The organism is Bisbaumannia salifodinae, assembly GCF_055388505.1.
The window spans coordinates 3999512-4021242 of sequence record NZ_AP043781.1 but is presented as its reverse complement, the minus strand read 5'-3'; the positions used below and the strand labels follow the sequence as shown (position 1 = coordinate 4021242).

The 21731-nt window shown below is 67.6% G+C and carries 23 protein-coding genes; 9 read left to right on the top strand and 14 right to left on the bottom strand.

From position 1 onward, the window contains the following. Positions 1–12 precede the first annotated feature (12 nt). On the top strand, positions 13–1521 hold the full coding sequence (locus tag ACZ5EF_RS18800) for a YifB family Mg chelatase-like AAA ATPase (protein WP_346061040.1): 1509 nt from the start codon (positions 13–15) through the stop codon (positions 1519–1521). Between the two features lie 108 nt (positions 1522–1629). Here ACZ5EF_RS18800 and ACZ5EF_RS18795 read toward each other — a convergent pair whose 3' ends face one another. Together ACZ5EF_RS18795 and ACZ5EF_RS18790 are read right to left on the bottom strand one after the other, a co-directional pair. Further along, positions 1630–2148, bottom strand: a complete 519-nt coding sequence (locus tag ACZ5EF_RS18795; RefSeq protein WP_346061041.1) for a hypothetical protein — start codon at positions 2146–2148, stop codon at positions 1630–1632. Then, positions 2145–3101: an alpha/beta hydrolase gene (locus tag ACZ5EF_RS18790; protein WP_346061042.1), complete on the bottom strand. Its 957-nt coding sequence runs from the start codon at positions 3099–3101 to the stop codon at positions 2145–2147. The genes ACZ5EF_RS18795 and ACZ5EF_RS18790 overlap by 4 nt, the downstream gene beginning before the upstream one ends. A gap of 215 nt (positions 3102–3316) precedes the next feature. Here ACZ5EF_RS18790 and ACZ5EF_RS18785 point away from each other — a divergent pair, with 215 nt between their 5' ends. After that, positions 3317–5497: a malate synthase G gene (locus ACZ5EF_RS18785; protein ID WP_346061043.1), complete on the top strand. Its 2181-nt coding sequence runs from the start codon at positions 3317–3319 to the stop codon at positions 5495–5497. Between the two features lie 147 nt (positions 5498–5644). Beyond that, positions 5645–6058 (top strand): PaaI family thioesterase, encoded by a 414-nt coding sequence (locus ACZ5EF_RS18780; protein WP_346061044.1) that lies wholly within the window; start codon positions 5645–5647, stop codon positions 6056–6058. Here ACZ5EF_RS18780 and ACZ5EF_RS18775 read toward each other — a convergent pair. Next, on the bottom strand, positions 6055–6447 hold the full coding sequence (locus tag ACZ5EF_RS18775) for a DUF423 domain-containing protein (protein ID WP_346061045.1): 393 nt from the start codon (positions 6445–6447) through the stop codon (positions 6055–6057). The two genes, ACZ5EF_RS18780 and ACZ5EF_RS18775, sit on opposite strands and share 4 nt — an antisense overlap. Before the next feature lie 99 nt (positions 6448–6546). Here ACZ5EF_RS18775 and thiS point away from each other — a divergent pair, with 99 nt between their 5' ends. From thiS to trmB, 3 genes are all read left to right on the top strand, one after another. Continuing rightward, positions 6547–6747, top strand: coding sequence for a sulfur carrier protein ThiS (gene thiS / locus ACZ5EF_RS18770; RefSeq protein WP_346061046.1), 201 nt, complete (start codon positions 6547–6549; stop codon positions 6745–6747). Between the two features lie 68 nt (positions 6748–6815). Further along, on the top strand, positions 6816–7613 hold the full coding sequence (locus tag ACZ5EF_RS18765; RefSeq protein WP_346061047.1) for a thiazole synthase: 798 nt from the start codon (positions 6816–6818) through the stop codon (positions 7611–7613). A gap of 27 nt (positions 7614–7640) precedes the next feature. After that, positions 7641–8387: a tRNA (guanosine(46)-N7)-methyltransferase TrmB gene (gene trmB, locus ACZ5EF_RS18760; RefSeq protein ID WP_346061048.1), complete on the top strand. Its 747-nt coding sequence runs from the start codon at positions 7641–7643 to the stop codon at positions 8385–8387. Positions 8388–9117: 730 nt separating this feature from the next. On the opposite strand, the gene ACZ5EF_RS18755 is transcribed toward trmB, so the two are convergent. Then, entirely contained in the window at positions 9118–10029 is a 912-nt protein-coding gene (locus ACZ5EF_RS18755) for an AEC family transporter (protein ID WP_346061049.1), read from the bottom strand. A 106-nt stretch (positions 10030–10135) separates the two neighbouring features. Between ACZ5EF_RS18755 and ACZ5EF_RS18750 the strand changes: the two genes are divergently transcribed. Next, on the top strand, positions 10136–10729 hold the full coding sequence (locus tag ACZ5EF_RS18750; protein WP_346061050.1) for an SCO family protein: 594 nt from the start codon (positions 10136–10138) through the stop codon (positions 10727–10729). A 174-nt stretch (positions 10730–10903) separates the two neighbouring features. Here the strand turns inward: ACZ5EF_RS18750 and ACZ5EF_RS18745 are convergent, their stop codons facing one another. The 7 genes from ACZ5EF_RS18745 to ACZ5EF_RS18715 all read right to left on the bottom strand — a co-directional run bounded on the left by ACZ5EF_RS18745 (position 10904) and on the right by ACZ5EF_RS18715 (position 17188). Continuing rightward, complete coding sequence (locus ACZ5EF_RS18745) at positions 10904–11965, bottom strand: extracellular catalytic domain type 2 short-chain-length polyhydroxyalkanoate depolymerase (RefSeq protein WP_346061051.1); 1062 nt, start codon at positions 11963–11965, stop codon at positions 10904–10906. After that, positions 11955–12656, bottom strand: coding sequence for an FKBP-type peptidyl-prolyl cis-trans isomerase (locus ACZ5EF_RS18740; protein ID WP_346061052.1), 702 nt, complete (start codon positions 12654–12656; stop codon positions 11955–11957). Before ACZ5EF_RS18740 ends, ACZ5EF_RS18745 begins: the two co-directional genes overlap by 11 nt. A 312-nt stretch (positions 12657–12968) precedes the next feature. Then, complete coding sequence (locus ACZ5EF_RS18735) at positions 12969–13409, bottom strand: universal stress protein (protein WP_346061053.1); 441 nt, start codon at positions 13407–13409, stop codon at positions 12969–12971. A gap of 24 nt (positions 13410–13433) precedes the next feature. Further along, the gene (locus tag ACZ5EF_RS18730; RefSeq protein WP_346061054.1) at positions 13434–14717 is read right to left on the bottom strand and encodes a TRAP transporter large permease; all 1284 of its coding nucleotides are present in this window, start codon (positions 14715–14717) and stop codon (positions 13434–13436) included. A gap of 30 nt (positions 14718–14747) precedes the next feature. Then, positions 14748–15326: a TRAP transporter small permease gene (locus ACZ5EF_RS18725; protein ID WP_346061055.1), complete on the bottom strand. Its 579-nt coding sequence runs from the start codon at positions 15324–15326 to the stop codon at positions 14748–14750. 176 nt (positions 15327–15502) lie between these two features. Continuing rightward, positions 15503–16525 carry a TRAP transporter substrate-binding protein gene (locus tag ACZ5EF_RS18720; protein WP_346061056.1) on the bottom strand — a complete coding sequence of 341 codons (1023 nt, stop codon included), beginning with the start codon at positions 16523–16525 and terminating at the stop codon, positions 15503–15505. Positions 16526–16615: 90 nt separating this feature from the next. Then, on the bottom strand, positions 16616–17188 hold the full coding sequence (locus ACZ5EF_RS18715) for a TIGR02444 family protein (RefSeq protein WP_346061057.1): 573 nt from the start codon (positions 17186–17188) through the stop codon (positions 16616–16618). Positions 17189–17266: 78 nt separating this feature from the next. Between ACZ5EF_RS18715 and ACZ5EF_RS18710 the strand changes: the two genes are divergently transcribed. Both ACZ5EF_RS18710 and bamE read left to right on the top strand, forming a co-directional pair. Then, on the top strand, positions 17267–19216 hold the full coding sequence (locus tag ACZ5EF_RS18710; RefSeq protein WP_346061058.1) for an ATP-binding cassette domain-containing protein: 1950 nt from the start codon (positions 17267–17269) through the stop codon (positions 19214–19216). 18 nt (positions 19217–19234) lie between these two features. Then, positions 19235–19495, top strand: coding sequence for an outer membrane protein assembly factor BamE domain-containing protein (gene bamE, locus ACZ5EF_RS18705; RefSeq protein WP_346061059.1), 261 nt, complete (start codon positions 19235–19237; stop codon positions 19493–19495). A 14-nt stretch (positions 19496–19509) separates the two neighbouring features. On the opposite strand, the gene dtd is transcribed toward bamE, so the two are convergent. The 3 genes from dtd to thiD form a co-directional block, all read right to left on the bottom strand. After that, positions 19510–19947 (bottom strand): D-aminoacyl-tRNA deacylase, encoded by a 438-nt coding sequence (gene dtd / locus ACZ5EF_RS18700; protein WP_346061060.1) that lies wholly within the window; start codon positions 19945–19947, stop codon positions 19510–19512. 49 nt (positions 19948–19996) lie between these two features. After that, positions 19997–20842: a universal stress protein gene (locus tag ACZ5EF_RS18695; protein ID WP_346061061.1), complete on the bottom strand. Its 846-nt coding sequence runs from the start codon at positions 20840–20842 to the stop codon at positions 19997–19999. Between the two features lie 72 nt (positions 20843–20914). Then, a complete protein-coding gene (gene thiD / locus ACZ5EF_RS18690; protein WP_346061062.1) occupies positions 20915–21727 on the bottom strand; it encodes a bifunctional hydroxymethylpyrimidine kinase/phosphomethylpyrimidine kinase in 813 nt (270 codons plus the stop codon). Positions 21728–21731: the final 4 nt, after the last annotated feature.

Genomic DNA, 21731 nt, shown 5'->3' with positions numbered 1-21731 from the left:
CAGGGACGAGTCATGACGCTGGCCATCGTTACCACCCGTGCCGCCCTGGGGCTGGAGGCCCCGGAGGTGCGGGTGGAGGTGCACCTGGCCAATGGCCTGCCCGGCATCACCCTGGTGGGGCTGCCGGAAACCGCCGTCCGCGAGAGCCGCGAGCGGGTGCGCAGCGCCCTGCTCAATGCCAACTTCGAGTTTCCCACCACCCGCCGCATCACCCTCAACCTGGCTCCCGCCGACCTGCCCAAGGAGGGCGGGCGCTTCGATCTGCCCATCGCCCTGGGCATCCTGGCCGCCTCCGGCCAGCTGCCCGCCGATGCCCTGAGTGGCGTGGAGAGCCTGGGGGAGCTGGCCCTGGACGGTCGCCTCTGCCCGGTCGGCGGGGTGCTGCCGGCGGCCCTGGCGGCCAAGCAGGCCGGGCGTCGGTTGATCCTGCCCCGGGAGAATGCCGCCGAGGCGGCCCTGGTGCAGGGCCTGGAAGTCTTGCCGGCGGCGCATCTGCTGGAGGTGGCCGCCCATCTCTGGGGGCGCGAGCCTCTGACGCCACAGCCCACCAGCCGGCCCGTCCCGGGCCATCTCGAGGTCGCCGACCTGGCCGAGGTGCGTGGCCAGCATCAGGCACGCCGGGCCCTGGAGGTGGCCGCCGCCGGTGGGCATAACCTGCTCTTCGTCGGGCCGCCGGGGAGCGGCAAGACCATGCTGGCCAGCCGGCTGCCCGGCATCCTGCCGCCGCTGGAGGAGGCGGAGGCCCTGGAGCTGGCGGCGATCCGCTCCGTGGCGGGACAGCCGCTGCTCGCCGGTTGGGGCCTGCGTCCGTTTCGTGCGCCCCACCATACCGCCAGCGCCGCCGCCCTGGTGGGCGGCGGCTCCTCGCCGCGCCCCGGCGAGGTCTCCCTGGCTCATCAGGGGGTGCTCTTCCTGGACGAATTGCCGGAGTTCAGCCGCAGCGTGCTGGAGGTGTTGCGTCAGCCCCTGGAGTCGGGGTGGGTGGATCTGGCCCGGGCCCGGGTGACCCGACGTTACCCGAGCCACTTCCAACTGGTGGCGGCCATGAACCCCTGCCCCTGTGGTCATCTGGGCGACCCCCGCCGTGACTGCCATTGCACCTCGGGGCAGGTGCAGCGCTACCAATCGCGCCTCTCGGGGCCCTTGCTTGACCGTATCGACCTGCAGGTGGAGGTGCCGGCGCTGCCCGCCGATCAGTTGACCGCGACGACGGCGGAGGAGGGCTCGGCGAGGGTGCGGGAGCGGGTGGTGGCGGCCCGGGCGCGCCAGCGGGCCCGGGGTGGCCTCAATGCCAGCCTGTCGGTATCGGCCCTGGAGGCGGCCTGTGGGCTGAGTGCGGCGGATCGTGCCTGGCTGGCCCAGAGCCTGGAGCGGCTGCGCCTCTCGGCCCGGGCCTATCATCGGGTGCTGCGGGTCGCCCTGACCCTGGCGGACCTGGTCGGCCTCGAGCGCCCCGGCCGCGATCAACTGCTGGAGGCCATCGGCTATCGGCAGCTGGAGCGTTTATTGGGACGCCAGTAAGACGGCCTGTGTGGGGTGTGCTGGAGGCTCGGCGTCGCAGGCAGCGGCAGTTGGAACGCCTGCTAGGACGCCAGTAAGGCGGCCGGGGGAGCATGCAGGGTAGGGGTCCTAGAGGGCATCGGCATCGAAGGCGCCGCTGATGGTTCGCTCCCAGCGCGGCCGGATGTCTTCGGGGCGGCGCAGGCGGAGCTCCAGCCGGTAGGGCAACAGGGTGCGATCCGAGAGACGCAGTTCGGGGCCATCCGCCACCAGGCGCGTATCCAGCAGCCACTGGCCGGCGGGCGTCGCGGTATGGCTTATCTGTGGCTGCCAGTCGATCACCTGGGGGCCGGCCGGGTAGGCCAGCAGGGCCCGGGTCAGGCTCTCCTCGAAGCGCGCCTGGCCGATGGGCAGGCTCTCTTCCACCTCGGTGCTGGACAGCAGCAAGACGACCTCTCGGGCCTCGAGCTCCCAGGCCGGCTCTTCGATCAGCAGTCGGGTGGCCTGCTCGCTGAGCCCCAGCAGCGCCTGGCGCAGCTGGGTGGGACGATCCGGTGGGCTGGCGCAACCCGCCAGCAAGAGCGCCAGGCCGACGACCAGCAGCCGGCTGATCGGCGTGCCCCCGAGGGCGGGCAGGCGTTGCCTCATCGGTGCAGCTCCTGGCGGGCCAGAAACCCATCCAGTTCATCGAACAGGGCCTCGCGGATCGGCGCCGTCTCGTTGACCAGGTGGTGGCGGGCCTCCGGGTGACGATGAATCTCGGCGTCGGGGAACTTGCGGGCCAGGATATCCAGGTTCCATTGCCAATCCACGGTCAGGTCCTGTTCTCCCTGGAGGATCAGTACCGGCAGCTGCGCCGGAGGCAACGCCAGCAGGCGCGGGATCCAGCGCCGCATGGCGCTGATCCAGGTCACCGAGAGGCGATCCGGCTGCAGGGGATCCTGGTCGCGGAGGAAGGTGGTGAAGTCGTCATCATTGGAATTGGCCCGGTACTTGCGCGGCAGGCTACGGATAAAGGGGCTGGCCACCAGGTGCAACCAGCTGGACTGGTTCCAGCCCCAGGGGCGCACCAGGGGGGCCAGCAGGGCCAGGCCGGCCCATTGGCTTTCGGCGTTGCGGGTCAGGGCGTCGGTGGCGAGGATGGCGGCGCCGGTGCTCTGGCCGATGCCCACCCAGGGGCGCGGGGCCAGGCCTTCCAGGCTCAGGCGTTGTTGCAGGGCGACCAGGCAGCGTCCGTAGTCGTCGAAATCATCGATGCAGGCGCGCCGTCCGGTGGAGAGGCCGTGCCCCGGCAGGTCCCAGAGCACCACCCGCCAGCCGCCCGCCAGCAGGCGCTCCAGCAGGTGGCGATAGAGGCCCAGGTGGTCGAAGTAGCCATGCACCACGAAGGCGGTGCCGCGTGGCTGTGCCGGACTCCACACCTGAGTCCAGAGGCGAAAGGGGGCGGCCTCGGTATAGCCCACGTGTAATCCCACCCGGTCGCCGAGCAGCGGCATCAGGCGGTAATGGGCGAGATAATCTTCCAGATGCGGCAGCGCCTGAGGGGCATGCCCGGCGGGCATGATGGGTCCCAGGGTAGTGAGCGGCGTGAAGTCGGTCATGAAAGCCTCCCGTCAGGCGCCAATCCTAGCGTTATGGGCCCCTCCAGGCCATATTGCCGGGAGATGGATTCATCATTTGGTCGAGGCGGGCAGACCAGGCGCCCAAAATCGGGTAACATATGGAAGGTATTTCCACAAATATATACTGGTTTCGTATACGAAATAACGATAAGCAGTCGGCGGTGCCTGCCGGCTGCAGCGCATCAGGAGGCCCCATGACCGACCGAGTCACTCGCCACCGTCTCCAGGTGGCCAGCGAGCTGGACCATTTCATCAATGAGCAGGCCCTGCCGGGGTCGGGTATCGATGCCGAGGCCTTCTGGACCGGCGTCGACGCGCTGTTTCACGATTTGACCCCGAAAAATCGTGAATTGCTCGCAGAGCGTGAGCGTCTGCAGCGGCAGCTGGATACCTGGCATCGCGAGCACCCTGGCCCGGTACGCGACATGCCGGCCTATCGCCGCTTCCTCGAGGAGATCGGTTACCTGGCCGAGGTCCCGGCCAAGGTGCGGGTCAGCACCTCCAAGGTGGATGCCGAGCTGGCCTCCCAGGCCGGCCCCCAGCTGGTGGTGCCGGTCAGTAATGCCCGTTACGCCCTGAATGCCGCCAATGCGCGCTGGGGCAGCCTCTACGATGCGCTCTATGGCACCGACGCGATCAGTGACGACGATGGCGCCGAGAAGGGCAAGGCCTTCAACCCCAAGCGCGCCGCCAAGGTGATCGCCTATGCCCGCGGCGTACTGGATATCGCCGCCCCCCTGGCCACCGGTTCTCACCGCGAGGCGATCAAGTATGTGATCCGTGACGGCCACCTGGTGGTCACCCTGGAAGGCGGCCGCGAGACCGGCCTCAAGGACGCCGGCAAGCTGGTGGGGTATCGCGGCGAGGCGGCCTCTCCCGAGGCGGTACTGCTCGGCAACCACGGCCTGCACCTGGAGATCCAGTTCGACGCCGAGCACTTTATCGGCAAGGACGATCCCGCGCATATCAAGGACCTGCTGATGGAGGCCGCCCTCTCCGCCATCATGGACTGCGAGGACTCCGTGGCCGCGGTGGATGCCGAGGACAAGGTGGGCGTCTACCGCAACTGGCTGGGCCTGATGAAGGGCGACCTGGAAGAGCGTTTCGAAAAAGGCGGCGAGACGGTAGTGCGTCGCCTCAATCCGGATCGCCGCTACACCGCCCCGGATGGCGGCAGCTTGACCCTGCCGGGGCGCTCGCTGCTCTTCGTGCGCAACGTGGGTCACCTGATGACCACCCCGGCGGTGCTGGATGCCGAGGGCAATGAGGTGCCCGAGGGCATCCTCGACTGCGTGGTGACCAGTTTGATCGCCCTGCGCGACCTGCAGAAGAGCGCCGACGAGCCGCGCAACTCCCGTGAGGGCTCGGTCTATATCGTCAAGCCGAAGATGCACGGTCCCCGGGAAGTTGCCTTCGCCGACGAGCTGTTCGGTCGCGTCGAGGCGCTGCTGGGCATGCCCCGTGACACCCTGAAGATGGGCATCATGGACGAGGAACGCCGCACCTCCACCAACCTCAAGGCGTGCATCAATGCCGCCGCCTCCCGGGTGGTGTTTATCAATACCGGCTTCCTCGACCGCACCGGCGACGAGATGCACACCGTGATGCAGGCCGGGCCCATGGTGCGCAAGGGCGACATGAAGCATGCCGCCTGGATCCAGGCCTATGAGCGCAATAACGTGCAGATCGGCCTGGCCTGCGGCCTGCGCGGTCGCGCCCAGATCGGCAAGGGCATGTGGGCCATGCCGGACCTGATGGCCGCCATGCTGGAGCAGAAGGTGGCCCAGCCCAAGGCCGGTGCCAACACCGCCTGGGTGCCGTCGCCCACTGCCGCAACACTTCACGTACTGCACTACCATCAGGTCAATGTTCAGGCGGTGCAGCGCGAGCTGGAGAGCCAGGGGGAACCCGACTTCCTGAATGATCTCCTGACCGTGCCGGTGGCGGAGAGCCCGAACTGGTCCGACGAGGCAATCCAGCAGGAGCTGGACAACAATTGTCAGGGCATCCTCGGCTATGTGGTGCGCTGGGTCGAGCACGGCGTCGGCTGTTCCAAGGTGCCGGATATCCACGACGTGGGCCTGATGGAAGACCGCGCCACCCTGCGGATCTCCAGCCAGCACGTGGCCAACTGGCTGCACCATGGCGTGGTCAGTGCCGAACGGGTCCAGGAGACCCTGGAACGCATGGCCAGGGTGGTGGACGAGCAGAACGCCGGCGATCCCGCCTACGTGCCGATGAGCCGCGACTTCGCCGCTTCCACCGCCTTCCAGGCGGCCAGCGAGCTGGTCTTCAAGGGCCTCGAGCAGCCCTCCGGCTACACCGAGCCGCTGCTGCACCACTGGCGGGCGGTGCATAAGGCGCGTGCCAACTAAGCTCCATTGCCCATCCTGCTAGTGCAACGCCCCGGCGGCCTTCAGGCCCCGGGGCGTTGGTCGTTTCGGGCTGGGCCCGGAGGCGGCCTTGCGCTATCTTGTGGCGCAACGCTTGCCACCGTTTCGCCCGCCGCAGGGAGCGCCGCCATGATCGTGATGACCGCCGCCGCCATCGAGGAGTTTCTCGACGAGGTCTTTCCCCAGCGCCAGGGCACCATCGAGGGCGTCGACGAGATGCGCGCCACCATGAGCCTGGCCATCGAGGACGAGCACCTTAGGCCGGGAGCCTGCGTCTCCGGGCCGACCCTGATGGGCCTGGCCGATGTCTGCCTCTACGTGGCCATTCTGGCCCAGGTGGGGCCGGAGCCCATGGCGGTGACCACCGACCTCAACTGCCACTTCCTGCGCCGCGCCCGGGGCGACCGCGACCTGATCGCCAATGCCCGCATCGTCAAGCTGGGCCGGCGCCTGGCGGTGGGCGAGGTGCAGCTCTTCTCCGCCGGGGACGAGGAACCGGTGGCCCTGGTGACCGCCACCTATGCGCTGCCGGAGATGGACTAGTCGGGCGTCGCGGGGCGCCCGGCGCGTAGCGCACAGGTCCCCAGGGCCAGCCAGCCGCCGATCAAGGCCAGGCCACCCAGCGGCGTGATCAGGCCCAGGCGGCCCAGGCCGCTCAGCGCCAGGGCATAGAGGGAGCCGCAGAAGAGCGCGATGCCCAGGGCCCAGAGGCCCAGCGCCAGGCGTTGCCCTGGCAGGGGCCTGGTGGCCCGCCAGGCCAGCACGCCAAGCATGGCCAGGGTATGCCAGGCCTGATAGCGCACCCCGGTCTCGAAGGCCGCCATCAGGCGCGGTACCAAGCGTCCCTCCAGGGCATGGGCGCCGAAGGCGCCGGCGGCGACCATCAGGGTCCCCGAGGCGGCCACCAGCAACCACCAGTTGCGATCACGCATCGCTTGTCTCCGTATTCGTCGAGGCAGGCGCTACCGTACCCTGGCAAGGGCGAACAGGCTACAATATGGCCCCTGCCATCCAGCTATCGAGAGGACGCCATGCAGATCCAGCTCAATGGAGAATCCAAGCCGCTCGATGGCGAGGTGACGATCCAGCAACTGCTCGAGTCCCTGGGGCTCGCCGGGCGGCGTATCGCCGTCGAGGTCAACGAAGAGATCGTCCCCCGCAGCATTCATGCCGAGACTCGCCTCGTCGAGGGCGATCGAGTCGAGATCGTGCACGCCATCGGCGGCGGCTAAGCCCGCGGCGCCCGCATTCGACGACCCGACGCCCTGCGATCCCGCGGCCAATCGAGGAAACCAAACAGATGACTCAAACACTCAGCGACCAGCCCTTCGTGGTGGCCGGCCGTCCGTTTAGCTCCCGCCTGCTGGTGGGGACCGGCAAGTACAAGGATTTCGACGAGACCGCGGCGGCCATCGACGCCAGCGGCGCCGAGATCGTCACCTTCGCGGTGCGGCGCACCAACCTGGGGCAGGATGCCTCGGCGCCGAACCTGCTCGACGTGATCTCCCCGCAGCGCTACACCCTGCTGCCCAATACCGCCGGCTGCTACACCGCCAAGGACGCGGTGCGCACCTGCAAGCTGGCCCGGGAGCTGCTCGACGGCCACAACCTGGTCAAGCTCGAGGTGCTGGGCGACGACACCACCCTCTACCCCAATGTGGTGGAGACCCTGAAGGCCGCCGAGGCGCTGCTGGCCGACGGCTTCGATGTGATGGTCTATACCAGCGATGATCCCATCGTGGCCAAGGAACTGGAGCGCCTGGGCTGCTGCGCCATCATGCCCCTGGGCTCGTTGATCGGCTCCGGTCATGGCCTGCAGAACCCGCACAATACCCGCCTGATCGTGGAGCAGGCCGAGGTGCCGGTGCTGGTGGACGCGGGGATCGGTACCGCCTCCGACGCCGCCATGGCCATGGAGCTGGGCTGCGATGCGGTGCTGATGAACACCGCCATCGCCCATGCCCGCCAGCCGGTGCTGATGGCCCAGGCCATGAAGCAGGCGGTGGAAGCCGGGCGCCAGGCCTATCTGGCCGGGCGTATGCCGCGTCGCCAGAGCGCCGATCCCTCCTCGCCCTTCGCCGGCCGCATCAACGGCTGAGCCCGACCCAGGAATCGAACGAGGCGTATGAACGACGAACGTACTCCCGAGCCGGAGGCCCAGGCCACCGGCGAGGCCAATCAGGACACGCTCTACAAGCGTGGAATCAAGAGCTATGTGCTGCGCGCCGGTCGCATGACCGGGGCCCAGACCCGCGGCCTGGAGGAGGTCTGGCCGCGGCTGGGCCTGACCCTGGAGGGCGGGCGCCTGGACCTGGACGCCCTCTTCGGTCGTCAGGCCCGGCGGGTGGTGGAGGTCGGCTTCGGCATGGGCGCCTCCCTGATCGAGCAGGCCGAGACCCACCCGGATACCGATTTTATCGGCATCGAGGTGCATGCCCCCGGCGTCGGCAAGCTGCTCGACGAGGCCGACAAGCGCGGCCTCACCAACCTGCGGGTGTTCCGCGAGGATGCGGTGCGGGTGCTTGACGAGTGCCTCCCGGCGGACAGCATCGATACCCTGCAGCTGTTCTTCCCCGATCCCTGGCCGAAGAAGAAGCACCACAAGCGGCGCATCGTGCAGCCCGCCTTCGTGGAGCTGATTCGCCACCGCCTCAAGGTGGGGGGCACCCTGCATATGGCCACCGACTGGGAGAACTATGCCGAGCATATGGCCGAGGTGATGGCGGCGGCGCCGGGGTATCGCAATACCGCCACCGCGGAGACCGCGCCCTATGTGCCGCGTCCCGAGTTCCGACCCCTGACCAAGTTCGAGGCCCGCGGCGAGCGCCTGGGCCACGGCGTCTGGGACCTGATCTTCGCGCGTAGCGAGTAATAAGTAGCGAGTAAGCAACAGCCGATGGGGGTGGGCGCGGCCCTGTGCCGCGCCCCGGCTCTCCAGCACCCTGCCCCCTGACCCAGTTCGAGGCCCGCGGCGAGCGCCTGGGCCACGGCGTCTGGGACCTGATCTTCGCGCGTAGCGAGTAAGCAACAGCCGATGGGGTCGGGCGCGGCCCTGTGCCGCGCCCCGGCTCTCCAGCACCCTGCCCCCTGACCCAGTTCGAGGCCCGCGGCGAACGCCTGGGCCACGGCGTCTGGGGCCTGATCTTCGCGCGTAGCGAGTAAGAGAAGAAGAGGGAGGGCTGCGGGGGACCCTTCGCCAGCGAGGCCCCGCCATAAAAAAGCGGCGACTCCAGGGGAGTCGCCGACAAGGACCGTGACTAGCTTGATGAGGAGAAACCATGGCAGGGAACCTGACATTCTCTGCGATGGGTATGGCGTCTGGCCGACGCCATGTAGACAAGGTAATCATTCTCATTTGTCGCGTCAACAGAAAACGAGAATCTTTTTCGTTTGTCTCCCTGTGCCATTCGCCACGCATAAAAAAGCGGCGACTCCGAGGAGTCGCCGACAAGGACCGTGACTAGCTTGATGAGGAGAAACCATGGCAGGGAACCTGACATTCTCTGCGATGGGTATGGCGTCTGGCCGACGCCATGCAGACAAGATAATCATTCTCATCTGTCGGGTCAACAGAAAATGCGACTATTTTTCATTTGGCCGCATCAGGCCGCCAGGCTTAGCCATAGGGGCAGGCTCAGCATCGCCAGCAGCGTCTGCCCGGTGATCAGCGCCGCCATCAGTTCGGCGTCGCCACCCAACTGGCGCGCCAGGATATAGGCCGAGGTGGCGGTGGGCAGGGCGGCGAAGAGCAGGGCCACATCGCGGCTCACCCTATCCAGCCCCAGCGCCCAGGCCAGGCCCAGCACCAGGGCCGGCATCAGCAGCAACTTGATGCCATGGGTCGTCCAGACGGCGCGGTCACGGCGCAGCAGCGCCTGGGGACGTAGGGCCACGCCCACCGCCACCAGGCCCAGGGGCAGGGCGGTGCGGCCCAGCAACTCCAGGGTGGGAGCGCTCCAACCGGGCAGGCCCCGGCCCGAGAGGTTCAGGGCGATACCGCCCAGGCAGGCGAGGATCAGCGGGTTGGTGATCAGGGCACGCAGGCTGCGGCCCAGGCTGCCGGGGCCCAGGGTGCCAACGCCGATAAAGCAGAGCACGCAGAGCAGGTTGACGGTCGGTACCATCAGCGCCACGGCTACCGCCGCCGTGGTGGCGCCGAGGCCGCCGTGCAGCGCCGCGGCGCCGGCCACGCCCACATAGGTATTGAAACGCAGGCTGCCCTGGAAGAGCGAAGTGAAGGTGGCCGCCTCCGGCGTGAGGCGGGGGCGCCACCACCACAGCAGGACGGCGAAGAGCAGCATGCCGCCCAGCAATACCAGGGCCAGCCGGGCCACCGGGACCCGAGCGATCTCCGCCTCGGCCAGGGTGCCCACCAGCATGGCTGGAAACAGCAGGTAGTAGATCAGCCGCTCCAGGCGGGGCCAGAAGTCGCCGCCGGGCAGGCCCAGGCGTCCCAGCAGGGCCCCCAGCAGGATCAGCAGAAAGAGCGGGCCCAGGGCGTCGAGAATCTGCATGGTGCGACATGGCTCCAGGTCACGGTCGTTGGCGAGTGCTGATAAGCTTACCCTGATAGAGAGGCGGCCCGCGATGGTCGCGACCCGAGACGACGAGGGGGAGACGATGACGGCGAAGGTTCGCTGGTTGAGTGTGGGGATCCTGGGGCTGCTGTTATTGGCCCTGGGGGGCTGGTTCTGGCAGCAGGGGCGCGAGGATGAGGGGGCGCCCCGGGGCGGCGAGATCGCCCTGCCTTCCACCCATGGCGATTTCACCCTGTCGGCGCTGGGCGAGGAGCAGCTGGCGGCCATCTATTTCGGCTACACCTACTGCCCGGATGTCTGTCCCATGACCCTGGCGGTGGTGCGTCAGGCCCTGGGCCAACTGGAGCCGGCGCTGGCCGAGCGGGTGGTGCCGGTGATGATCAGCGTCGACCCCGAGCGGGATACCCTGGAGCGGCTCGAGGAGTACATGGGGTACTTCGGCGATGAATTCATCGGCGCCCGGGGCGGCGAGGCGCAGCTCGAGGATATCGCCGAACGCTACGGCATCTTCTGGCGCCGGGTCGAGATGGAGGAGTCCGCCATGGACTATACCGTGGACCACAGCGCCTCGCTCTATCTGGTCGACCGCCATGGAGAGATTCGTCGGCGAGTGCTCTATTCGCCCGCGCCTCATGCCCTGATCGAGGCGCTGCGCCAGGAACTGGGCGATACATAAGCGGATAGACTCGCCGCAGGCGAGTGCTCCCGACCCAATATCCCCCGACGCCCCATGCCCTGATTGAGGCGCTGCGCCAGGAACTGGGCGATACGTAAGCGGATAGACTCGCCGTCGGCGAGTGCTCCCGACCCAATATCCCCCGACGCCCCATGCCCTGATCGAGGCGCTGCGTCAGGAGTTGGGCTCCTGATCCGCCTCCGGCGAGCTAAGCAGGCGTTCCACCATGGCGTCCAGGGCCCGTAGCTGACGGCCGTCGCGGTTGTCATGGTCGGGATGGGGGCGCCAGCTGTTCTCATCGTAGCCCCACCAGTCCCAGCAGCCCTGGGGGTTGCCCAGGCTGAGAGCGACCTGAGGGTAAAGCACGGCCAGGCGATGCGCATCGGCCCAGGCATTGAGGCCGGAGTGGCGGGCGAAGGTGTCATCGACCTGCTCGGCGCCCATGGCGCAGCCGTGCAGGGCCACCACCAGGCCGCAGGCCTCGCCGTCGGTGCACTCCGCCGGCAGGTAGAGATAGCCGTTCTCGCCCAGTTGGCGTGCCCCGCTGTCGGCCTCCTGAGAAAAGCGCAAGAGTTCTCCCGAGGGCGCGGCGGGTGGTGACGACTCGGCCTCGCCATAGAGCCAGGCCAGGGCCTCGCCGGCACCGTCGTAGCCACAGTCCAGCAGGTAGGGGCTGCCCCCCGCTTCACAATCCACCAGGGGGGCCTGCGATGCGACCCGCTCGCCGGCCACCGGCCAGCCATGGCCGGCCTCCGCCGTGACGACCCGGCGCAGCTGGGTGTCGGCATCCGTCAGCCAGCCGCGATACTGCTCGACGAGTCGTTCCCCCACCTCGGGGAGCACGGTGCCATCGTGCCCGCCATGCCACAGGAAGACCCGCTGGCGGGCCAGCTCCTCGCTGGCGCCCACCCGGCCCTCGGCCAGGTAGGCGGCGTGACGGGCCTCCAGCTCGTCCGGGTCGGGAGGACCGCGGTGGGTCAGCATGCACTGGCCCAGGGCTCGCCCCAGGCTGCCCTGGGCGCAGCCCCAGGGGCCGGCGGCGAAGACCCCCAGGCGCGTATAGCGTCGGGGATAGGCCACCGCCAGTTGAGTGGCCATATAGCCCCCGGAAGAGACGCCCAGCACACCGAGGCGCTCGGCATCGAGGCCCAGGGCCGGCAGGGAGGGCGCATCACTATCGGCGAGGGCGGCGCCGGAAAGCGCCAGCGCCGCCAAGAGGGCGTGTTTACTCGGCATCGGGCTCTTCATCGACACCCAGCAGTTCCACCTTGAAGGTCAGGGTCTCGTAGGGGCCGATGGGGCCACCGGTGCCGGCCTCGCCGTAGGCGAGATCGTAGGGCAGGTAGAGCATCCAGGTGTCGCCCACGCTCATCAGCTGCAGGGCCTCCTGCCAGCCTTCGATGACCTGGTTGACGCGGAAGCTGATCGGCTCGCCGCGCTCATAGGAGCTGTCGAAGACGCTGCCATCCAGCAGGGTGCCCTCGTAGTGCACCTCGACCTGGGAGTCCGGGCCGGGGGTGGCGCCGTCACCGGATTCGATCACCTTGTACTGCAGGCCGGAGTCGGTGACTACCACGCCATCGGCCTCGGCGTTTTCGGCCAGGAAGGCCGCGCCGGCCTCGCGGGCCGCCTCGGTCTGACGCTGGGCCTCGGCCTGGCGCTCGGCCATGGCCTGCTGCTGGAATTGCATCAGGGTCTCGGCCATCTCTTCTTCGCTCAGGGCCAGCTCCGCATCGGCGTAGACATCGCGGATGGCCTGGGTGAAGGCCTCGATATCCAGGTCGTCGACGTCCTGCACCAGGCTCTGGCCCAGGGTCACGCCCAGGCTGTAGCCGAGCCGGGCTTCCTCGCTCTCCAGGTCGGCCAGGGCGAAGGGGGCGGCGCACAGCAGTGAGCCCAGGGCGGCGGCGCGAACCAATGTCTTCATGCAGAGTCCTCGATGGAATGGGTCATTTAGCACCCCTCGGACTCTATCAGGAGTGGCCGGGTTCCGCATCCGGCTGGCTTTAAGGGGGCTCCGAGGGATATTGGCGCTATCCGGCGGCGGACGCTATCAGGAGTGGCCGGGTTCCGCATCCGGCTGGCTTTAAGGGGACTCCGAGGGATATTGGCGCTATCCGGCGGCGGACGCTATCAGGAGTGGCCGGGTTCCGCATCCGGACTGGCGGGGCAGCAAAAAGGTTACGGGCCGGGGAATACCCGGCCCGTTGTTATGAGTGTGGTTGGCAGGAGGCGGGGATCAGACCACCAGGGTGGGGCACTTGGCCATGCTCGCCACCCGCTGGGAGACGCTGCCCAGCAGGTAGGAGGTCTTGTCGCCGTTGGTGCCCTGGGAGCCGATCACGATCAGGTCGATATCGCGCTTGCGGGCGAAGCGCACGATGGTGCTGGAGGGGCGCCCGCCTTTGACGAAGGCGCGCACCTTGGGGGCGCCTCGTTCCAGGGCGTCGTGCTTGGCCTGGACGGCGATCTCGGTGGCGTACTCCTTGAGGGCGTCATCGGGAATATCCAGCTTGCTGGGGCGTACCATGGACAGCGACGCCTCGAGCAGGCTGTGGTGCTTGAAGACGCAGAGAATATAGAGCTCGGCGCCGGTCAGCTTGGCCAGGTCCACGGCCTTCTCCAGGGCCTTGAGGGCTCCCTTGGAACCGTCTACCGGTAGCAGAATCTTTTCGAACATCGTCGTCTCCTCCTTGAGCCAGGATCAGCGGAAGGCCAGATCCCGGAGGAACAGGGCGATCTGCGGGAAGATGATCAACAGCGCCGCCGCCAGCACCAGCATAAAGACGAAGGGCGGCGTCCCCTTGATCACGTCCAGGTAGGGGCGCTTGAAGATGGCGATGGCGGTGAAGATATCGCAGCCGAAGGGTGGCGTCGCCGAGCCGATGGCCACCTGCAGGGTAATCAGGATCCCCACCAGCACCGGGTCGAGGCCGGTGGCCTCGATGGCCGGGGCAAAGATCGGCGTCAGCACCAGGATCACCACGATGGGGTCGACGAACATGCAGGCCACGAAGAAGGCCACGCAGATCGCGATCAGCACCCCGGTGGGCCCCGCCTCGTTGATGCCCACCGCCTCGAGAATGGCCTGGGGAATCTGCGCGAAGGAGATGATCCAGGAGAAGCCGTTACCGACCCCGACCAGGATAAAGACCACGGCGGTGATCAGGCCGGTGGACTTGGCGATGGCGTAGATGTCCGCCATTTTCAGGGAGCGGAAGATGACGAACTCCAGCAGCACGGCATAGAGCACGCAGGCCGCCGCGGCTTCGGTGGGACTGAAGATGCCGCCATAGATACCGCCGACGATGATCACCGGGAAGCCCAGGGGCCAGAGGGCGCCCTGGACCGCTTGAGCGCGTTCCTTCCAGCTACTCCTGGGTTCGGTGGGTACCTTGTTGATATAGGCGTAGGCGATGCAGTAGGCCGAGAACATGACCAGGATCAGCAGCCCCGGGCCGATGCCGGCGATAAACAGTTCACCGATGGAGGTGCCGGAGATGACCCCGTAGATGATCATGCCGATACTCGGCGGGATCAGGAAGGCGATATCACTGGAGTTGATGATCAGCGCCAGGGTGAAGGAGTCGGTGTAACCCGCCTTGAGCATGCGCGGGCGCAGCGGCGAGCCTACCGCCACCACCGTGGCCTGGGTCGACCCGGAGACCGCCCCGAAGAGGGTGCAGGAGGCGGCGGTGGAGACCGCCAGGCCGCCCTTAACGTGGCCGATAAAGGCCATCACCATATTGATCAGGCGCTCGGCGGACTGGCCGCGGGTCATGATATCGGCGGCCAGGATAAACATGGGGACCGCGATCAGCGAGGCCGGGCGGATACCCGCCATGATCTGCTGAATCAGGGTATCCATCTGGCCGAGGCCGTTGAACATCATGAAGAAGCCGATGACCGCCGCGGTAATCAGCGGAATCATCATCGGAAAGCCCAGCAGCAGCAGGGCGATCATGGTTACTACCATTATTGTCGTCATCGTTTATTCCCCTGGGTGACTCGCCCGGTGTCAGACTTCCTTTTCCGTATCCTTGTACCCGTCAACCACGCCCGTCGAGAGATAGACGTCCCGGGAGACCAGGTTCTTGATGGCGGTCAGCAGGTATTGGATACCCGTGATCAGAAACCCCAGTGGCACCCAGACATAGATGGTCCAGATCGGGAACCCCAGGGCCGGCAGGACTCGCCCCTTGGACTGCAGGTCGAGGATATAGACGATGGAGTAGTAGCAGAGAAAGAACATTGCCAGGGAGGTAAAGAAGGCGATGGTGATCATCAGCACCTTGCGCCCGCCCACCGGCAGGGCATCGTAGATGGCCGACATGCGGATATGGCGACCATGGCGAGCCGCGTAGCCGATGCCGGCGAAGGTGATCATGATGATCAGGATGCGGTTGATCTCGCCGGAAAAGAAGATGCTGTCGCCGAACACGAATCGGGCGATCACATTGGCCACGGTGTTGGTGGCCATCAGCAGCACCCCCAGGGCCAGGATCACCGCCTCCACCTTGCTGATAAAGGTGTCGATGGTCCCCAGGAAGCCCGGCAGGCCGGAGCGGTAATTCTTTTCGGACTCTTCTTCGGTCATAAGACATTCCTTATCAGCATGCGCATCTCGGCAGGGGCCCGCTATCCGTCACCATAGGCTTGGCGGGGGGGCTCGGTCCGGCTCGAGGTCAACGCTGCTTGCACGCTAGCTGCCATCAAACGAACAGGGGTGGCCCTCCTGGGCCACCCCTGCCTTGCACGCATGACGTCGACGGCTTACTCGTCGTCGGAGGTCACGGCCTCCAGGTCGGCCTTGAACTGGTTGAGCAGCTCCTCACCACGCTCACCGGTCATCTCCAGGAAGGCCTCTTCCACCTGCGGCGCCCGCTCGCGGAAGGCCTGGATCTGCTCCTCGGTCAGGCGGGTCACGGTAACCTCGTCGGAGGCTTCCTGGATCAGCGCCAGCGACTCCTCGGACAGCCCCTGGATATGCTCGATGGTCACGTCATAGGCATGATCGGCGGCATCGCGGACCAACTGCTGATCCTCCTCGGAGAGGCCCTCGAAGAAGTCCTGGTTGGCCATCATGGCGGTAGTGAACCAGCCGTGGCCGGTGAAGATCAGGTTGGGGGAGACCTCGTAGAGGCCACCGGACTCGATCCAGAAGATGGGGTTCTCCTGGCCGTCGATGATGCCGGTCTGCAGGCCACCATAGACCTCGCCCCAGGGCAGCGGCGTGGGAGTGGCGCCGAAGGCGTTATAGGTCTCGGAGAGCAGCGGGTTGGTCATCACCCGAATCTTCTTGTTGCGGAAGCCGGCCGGCTCGGTGATGGGCTCGTCGGCGGTGACCACCATCTCGCCTTCCGGGTACATCTTCAGCAGTTCCAGGCCCTGTTCGGCGTAGAGCTCCGGGAACATCTCGTTGAGGGCCACGCTCTCGTCGAAGAACTCCAGCACCGTCTCTTCATCGGTGGGCAGCAGGTAGGGAACGAAGAAGATCTGGGCTTCGGGAATCAGCGAGCCGGTAAAACCGGGCGACTGGTTGACGAACTGCAGGATGCCGTTCTGCGTCTGCTCCATGATGTCGTCGGATTCGCCCAGTTCGCCGAAGCGATAGACCTGCAGGGTATGGTCGGAGTTCTCTTCGATATAGTCCTTGAAGGCGACGGCGAAGACGTCCTGAACGTCACCCTCGAACTCCTCGTGGGCGTAGCGCCAGTTTGCAGAGTGAGCCGCGGCGGACATGCCCAGCAGCAGGGCGCCAATGCTCGCGGATGTCAGCAGTTTGGTGGCCTTCATTCTTATTCCCCTTGGCAGTTTCTGGCCGGTCACTCGGCCATGATGAGCGGATGAAATCGAGATAAATCAAGACGCTCCACTCCTTTGAGGCTAGCCGTCGGCGGATAGGGGGTCAAGTTGGGTTTCTAGGGTTTGCAGCGCCCAGAGTTGTGATTTTTTCTGCATAAGCCCGGCATCGATCAGCCGCTCCGCCAGGGATGTCTCCTGCGCTTGGCGGGGGCGAATGGCGGCGCCGGTGGTGGCCAGATCGGCCAATCGGCGCAGGGTTTCTCGCTCGGCCAGCAGCTCCGCCCGTTTCAGGGTGGCGCGCAGCTCGGCGAGTGCCGGGTCGGTAAGGGCTAACTGCTTGAGGGCGCGACGCTGGGCCCGCAGCGGCCGGGTCATCTCGGCCTGCCAGGCACGAATCGGGGTCAGGTGCGAGGGGGCGTCACTATCCGGGGTCAGCCCATGGCGATAAAGCCAACAGGCCCAGAGCAGTTCGCAGACATCGACCTTGGTCTGATCCTGCAGGGCCAGGCAGGCGGTCTCGACGCCGGGCCGCGCATAGAGGTCGAGGGCCTGGTCCCATAGCGCTAGCGCCCAGGGCGCGGCCCGGGCGGTCACGCCCAGGTGGGCCAACCAGGCCCGCAAATGACGGCGCAATTGGGTAGAATGCATGCTCATCGAAGGCTGCTCCTCCGGTGCCGCCCCCTGCGGCGGTCCTGGGTGCGGTGGCCCGCCATTCCCGTTATCGGAGCCGGCATGATCGCATTCCGCCAACTCGCCCTGCAACGCGGCACCCAGCCCCTGATCGAAGACGCCGACCTGACCCTGCACGCCGGCCACAAGGCCGGCATCGTGGGGCCCAATGGCGCCGGCAAGTCGAGCCTGTTCAAGCTCTTGCTGGGGGAGCTGGCCCCCGACAAGGGGGAAGTGGAACTCGCCGGCGGGGTACGCATCGCCCATATGGCCCAGGAAGTGGAGGCGCTGGAGCGCCCCATCGTCGACTATGTGCTGGATGGCGACCGGGCGTTGCGCGCCACCGAGGCGGCCCTGGCCAAGGCCCAGGCCGCCGGGGAGGCCCACCGGGAGGCGGAGCTGCATGGGCAGATCGAGGCCCTGGACGGTTACAGCGCGCCGGCCCGGGCCGCCCAGCTGCTGGTGGGGCTGGGCTTCGCCCAGGCCGATCTGTCGCGCCCCCTGTCGGACTTCTCCGGAGGCTGGCGGATGCGCGTCAACCTGGCCCGCACCCTCTTCATGCCCTCCGACCTGCTGCTGCTGGACGAGCCCACCAACCACCTGGACCTGGATGCCCTGTTGTGGCTGGAGCAGTGGCTGACCCGCTACCCCGGCACCCTGCTGCTGATCTCCCACGATCGCGACTTCCTGGATGCGGTCTGTGATCATGTCGTCCACTTCGACCGGCGCCGCCTGGTGCTCTATCGGGGCAACTACACCGCCTTCGAGCGCAGTCGCGCCGAGAAACTGGCCCAGCAGCAGGCCGAGGCCGCCAAGCAACAGGCCCGTCGCGAGGAGATCGAGCAGTTCGTGGCGCGCTTCCGGGCCAAGGCCACCAAGGCGCGCCAGGCCCAGAGCCGCCTGAAGATGCTGGAGCGCATGGAGACCATCGCCGTGGCCCATGTGGATTCTCCCTTTCACTTCACCCTGCCCGCCGCCGAGAAGACCTCTCACCCGCTGCTGGTGCTGGACGAGGCGCGCCTGGGCTATCGTGGCGAAGAAGGGGGCGAGACGGTGCAGCTGGACCAGGTCAAGCTGAGCCTGCAGCCGGGCCAGCGTATCGGCCTGCTGGGACCCAACGGCGCCGGCAAGTCGACCCTGATCAAGTCGCTGACCGGCGAGCTGCCGCTGCTGGCGGGCAAGCGCATCGAGGGCGAGCACCTGGCGGTGGGCTATTTCGCCCAGCATCAGTTGGAGGGGCTGGACCTCTCCGCGTCGCCCTTCCTGCATGTGCAGCGCCTGTCGCCCCGGGCCAGCGATCAGGAGATCCGTAACTTCCTGGGCGGCTTCGGCTTCCAGGGCGACGATGCCTTCGCCGAGGTGGGCAATTTCTCCGGCGGCGAGAAGGCGCGTCTGGCCCTGGCCCTGGTGGCCTGGCGACGCCCCAACCTGCTGCTGCTGGACGAGCCGACCAACCACCTGGATCTGGAGATGCGCGAGGCCCTCACCGAGGCCCTGGCCGGTTTCGAGGGGGCGGTGATCCTGGTCTCCCACGATCGCCACCTGCTGCGCGCCACCGTGGACGAGTTCTGGCGGGTGGCCGATCACCGCCTCGAGCCCTTCGACGGCGATCTGGAGGATTATCGCGCCTGGCTCAAGGCGCGCCTGGAGGGCGAGCGCCGTGAGGCACGCGCCGAGAAGGGCGAGCGCCAGGCGGAGGCCGCGGCGCCGAAGGAGGATCGCAAGGCGGCACGCCGCGCCGCGGCGGAGCTGCGCGAGAAACTGCGCCCGCTGAAGCGCCAGCGCGACAAGGCGGAACAGAGCATGGAGAAGACCCAGGCCACCCTGGGCGAGGTGGAGGAACGCCTGGCGGATGCCGCACTCTATACGGAGGCGAGCCGCAAGGCGGAACTGACCGAACTGCTGGGTCGCCAGGGCGAGCTCAAGTCACGCCTCGACGCGCTGGAAGCGGAGTGGCTGGCCGCCGAAGAGGCCCTGGAAGCCATGGAAGCCGAGTTGCTGGCGGCGGAATAAGTCCCGAGGAGGCACCCCATGATCCTGCGATTCGTGCCGGTCGCGCTGCTGTTGGCCGGCCTGGTTGGCTGCGCCAATCCGCGCCTGACCCTGGATAACTATCAGCGGCTGGAGGTCGGCATGAGTCGGGCCCAGGTGGAGGCGATCCTCGGTTCGCCCAGGGAGTGCCACGGCGCCCTGATGGTGGACCTCTGTACCTGGGGATCGGGCTCGCGCGCCATCCATGCCCAGTTCCTGGGCGGCGAGGCCCTGGCCTTCCAGTATCAAGGGCTCCACTGACCGGTCACCGCGGTTCAACTCTCGAGCAGGAAGGTGACCGGGCCGTCGTTGATCAGCTCCACCTGCATATCGGCGCCGAACTCGCCGGTGGCCGTGCGCGGCCAGGCGGCCCGGGCCCGGCCCACCAGATAGTCGAACAGCGCCTCTCCCTCGGCGGGAGGAGCGGCGCTGGAGAAGCCGGGGCGCAGCCCCTTGCGGGTATCCGCGGCCAGGGTGAACTGGGAGACCAGGAGTAGCCCGCCCTCCACCTGGCGCAGGTCGAGATTCATCTTGCCGGCCTCATCCGAGAACACCCGGTAGTGCAGCAGCTTGTGCAGCAGCTTGTCGGCCCGGCCCCGATCATCGCCCTTCTCCACTCCCACCAGGGCCAAGAGCCCCTGGTCGATGGCACCCACTTCCTGGCCCGCCACCACCACCCGGGCGTGGCGTACCCGCTGAATCAGCGCCTTCATTGGTTGCTTCCTTCCGCCGTCGTGAACCGCGTCAGGGTAGCATGGCGGCCTACCAGGCGCGGCAGACCATGATATCGCAGTGGGGCTCGGCGAGCAGTCGGGCGGTCAGACGGCTCTGCTGGCCGCGTCGACCGCGATAGCTCAGTGCCAGCAGGTCCGGGGGCTGACGGCGCAATCGGGTCAGCAGCACCTCCAGGGGGTCGCCCTGCTCCAGCTCCAGGCTCAGCTCCGGGACCGACTCCACCTCGCTCATCAACTGATCCACCTCCCGCTCCAGTTGCTCCCGCAGCCGGGCCAGCTCGCCATCCCGCCAGCGGGCGAAGTCGCCGCTGGAGCCCAGCTCCCGCTCGCCGGGGATATCCCAGGCGTGCAGCAGGGTCAGCCGCGCCTCGGGGAAGCGCTTGAGGGTCTCGCGCAGGGTATGGCGGCAGGTCAGCGAGAAGTCCACCGGTACCAGGATATCCCGCCATTCCTGGGTGACCGGGTGGATGGCGGAGATCACCGGGCAGGGGGCGCCGCGGATCACCCGGGCCAGGGTGGTGCCGGCCACCAGTTCCGGCTCGCCGCGCTTGCGGTGCCCGCCGAGCAGGATCAGGTCGGCCCGGCGCTCATGGGCCTCGCGGATGATCTCCTCGAAGGGGGCGCCGGCCACGGTCTGCAGTAGCGCCTGGGGGGCGGGCAGCGCATAGTCCTCGCGGATATCGGTGAGCAGGCGCTCCATCTCCGCGACCACCGCCTGCTCCAGGTCGTGCAGTGCCTGGCGCGGCAGATGGGGATCGAGCACATGCAGGGCATCGAGGCGGACCCCGCTGTCCACCGCCAGTTGGATGGCTCGGCCGAAGGCGGCGCGATTCTCCGCCGAAAGGTCGCAGGCGAACAGCAGGGTGCGGGTCATGGTCTCTCCCTCCCTCGGGTGATGGCGAAGCCTCACCTCAGGATGGTGGCTTAACCGCTCCCCCGCAAGGCGCTACCACCAGGCATGGAAGTGATGCACCGGGCCCTGGCCGCGACCCACGCCCAGCCGATGGCTCTCGGCCAGGGCCGTCTCCAGCCAGGCCTTGGCCTCGGTCACCGCGGCCAGGGGGGCATCGCGATGGGCCAGGCAGGTGGCGATGGCCGAGGAGAGCGAGCAGCCGGTGCCGTGAAGGTTGGGGGTGGCGATGCGCGGCCCATCGAGCCACTGGGCGCCGTGCTCGTCCACCAGCAGGTCGGGGCAGCGCTCGCCGCGCAGGTGGCCGCCCTTGAGCAGGGCCCGGGGGGCGCCCAGGGCCTGGAGTCGAGGCAGCAGCGCCTCCATGGCCTCGGCATCGCCGGGGACGGGAGCATTCAGCAGCACCGCCGCCTCCGGCAGATTGGGAGTGATCAGGTCGGCCAGGGGCACCAGCAACTCGCGCACGGCGCGGATGCCGGCGTCATCCACCAGCACATCGCCGCTCTTGGCCACCATCACCGGGTCCAGCACGATCCAGCGCGGGCGACGCTTGGTCAGGGCCTCGCGGATCGCCTCGGCCACCTCGCGGCTGGCCACCATGCCGATCTTGACGGCATCGATGGCGATATCGTCGAGCAGGGTCTCCAACTGGGCGGCGATAAAGTCTGCCGGCACCGGGTGCACCCCGGTCACCCCCTGAGTGTTCTGCGCGGTCAGGGCGGTGATCACGCTGGTACCATAGGCGCCCAGCGCCGAGAAGGTCTTGAGGTCGGCCTGGATGCCGGCGCCGCCGCTGGGGTCGGAGCCGGCGATGGTCAACAGTTTGGGAATCGGGGGAGTGTCGTTCATGGGG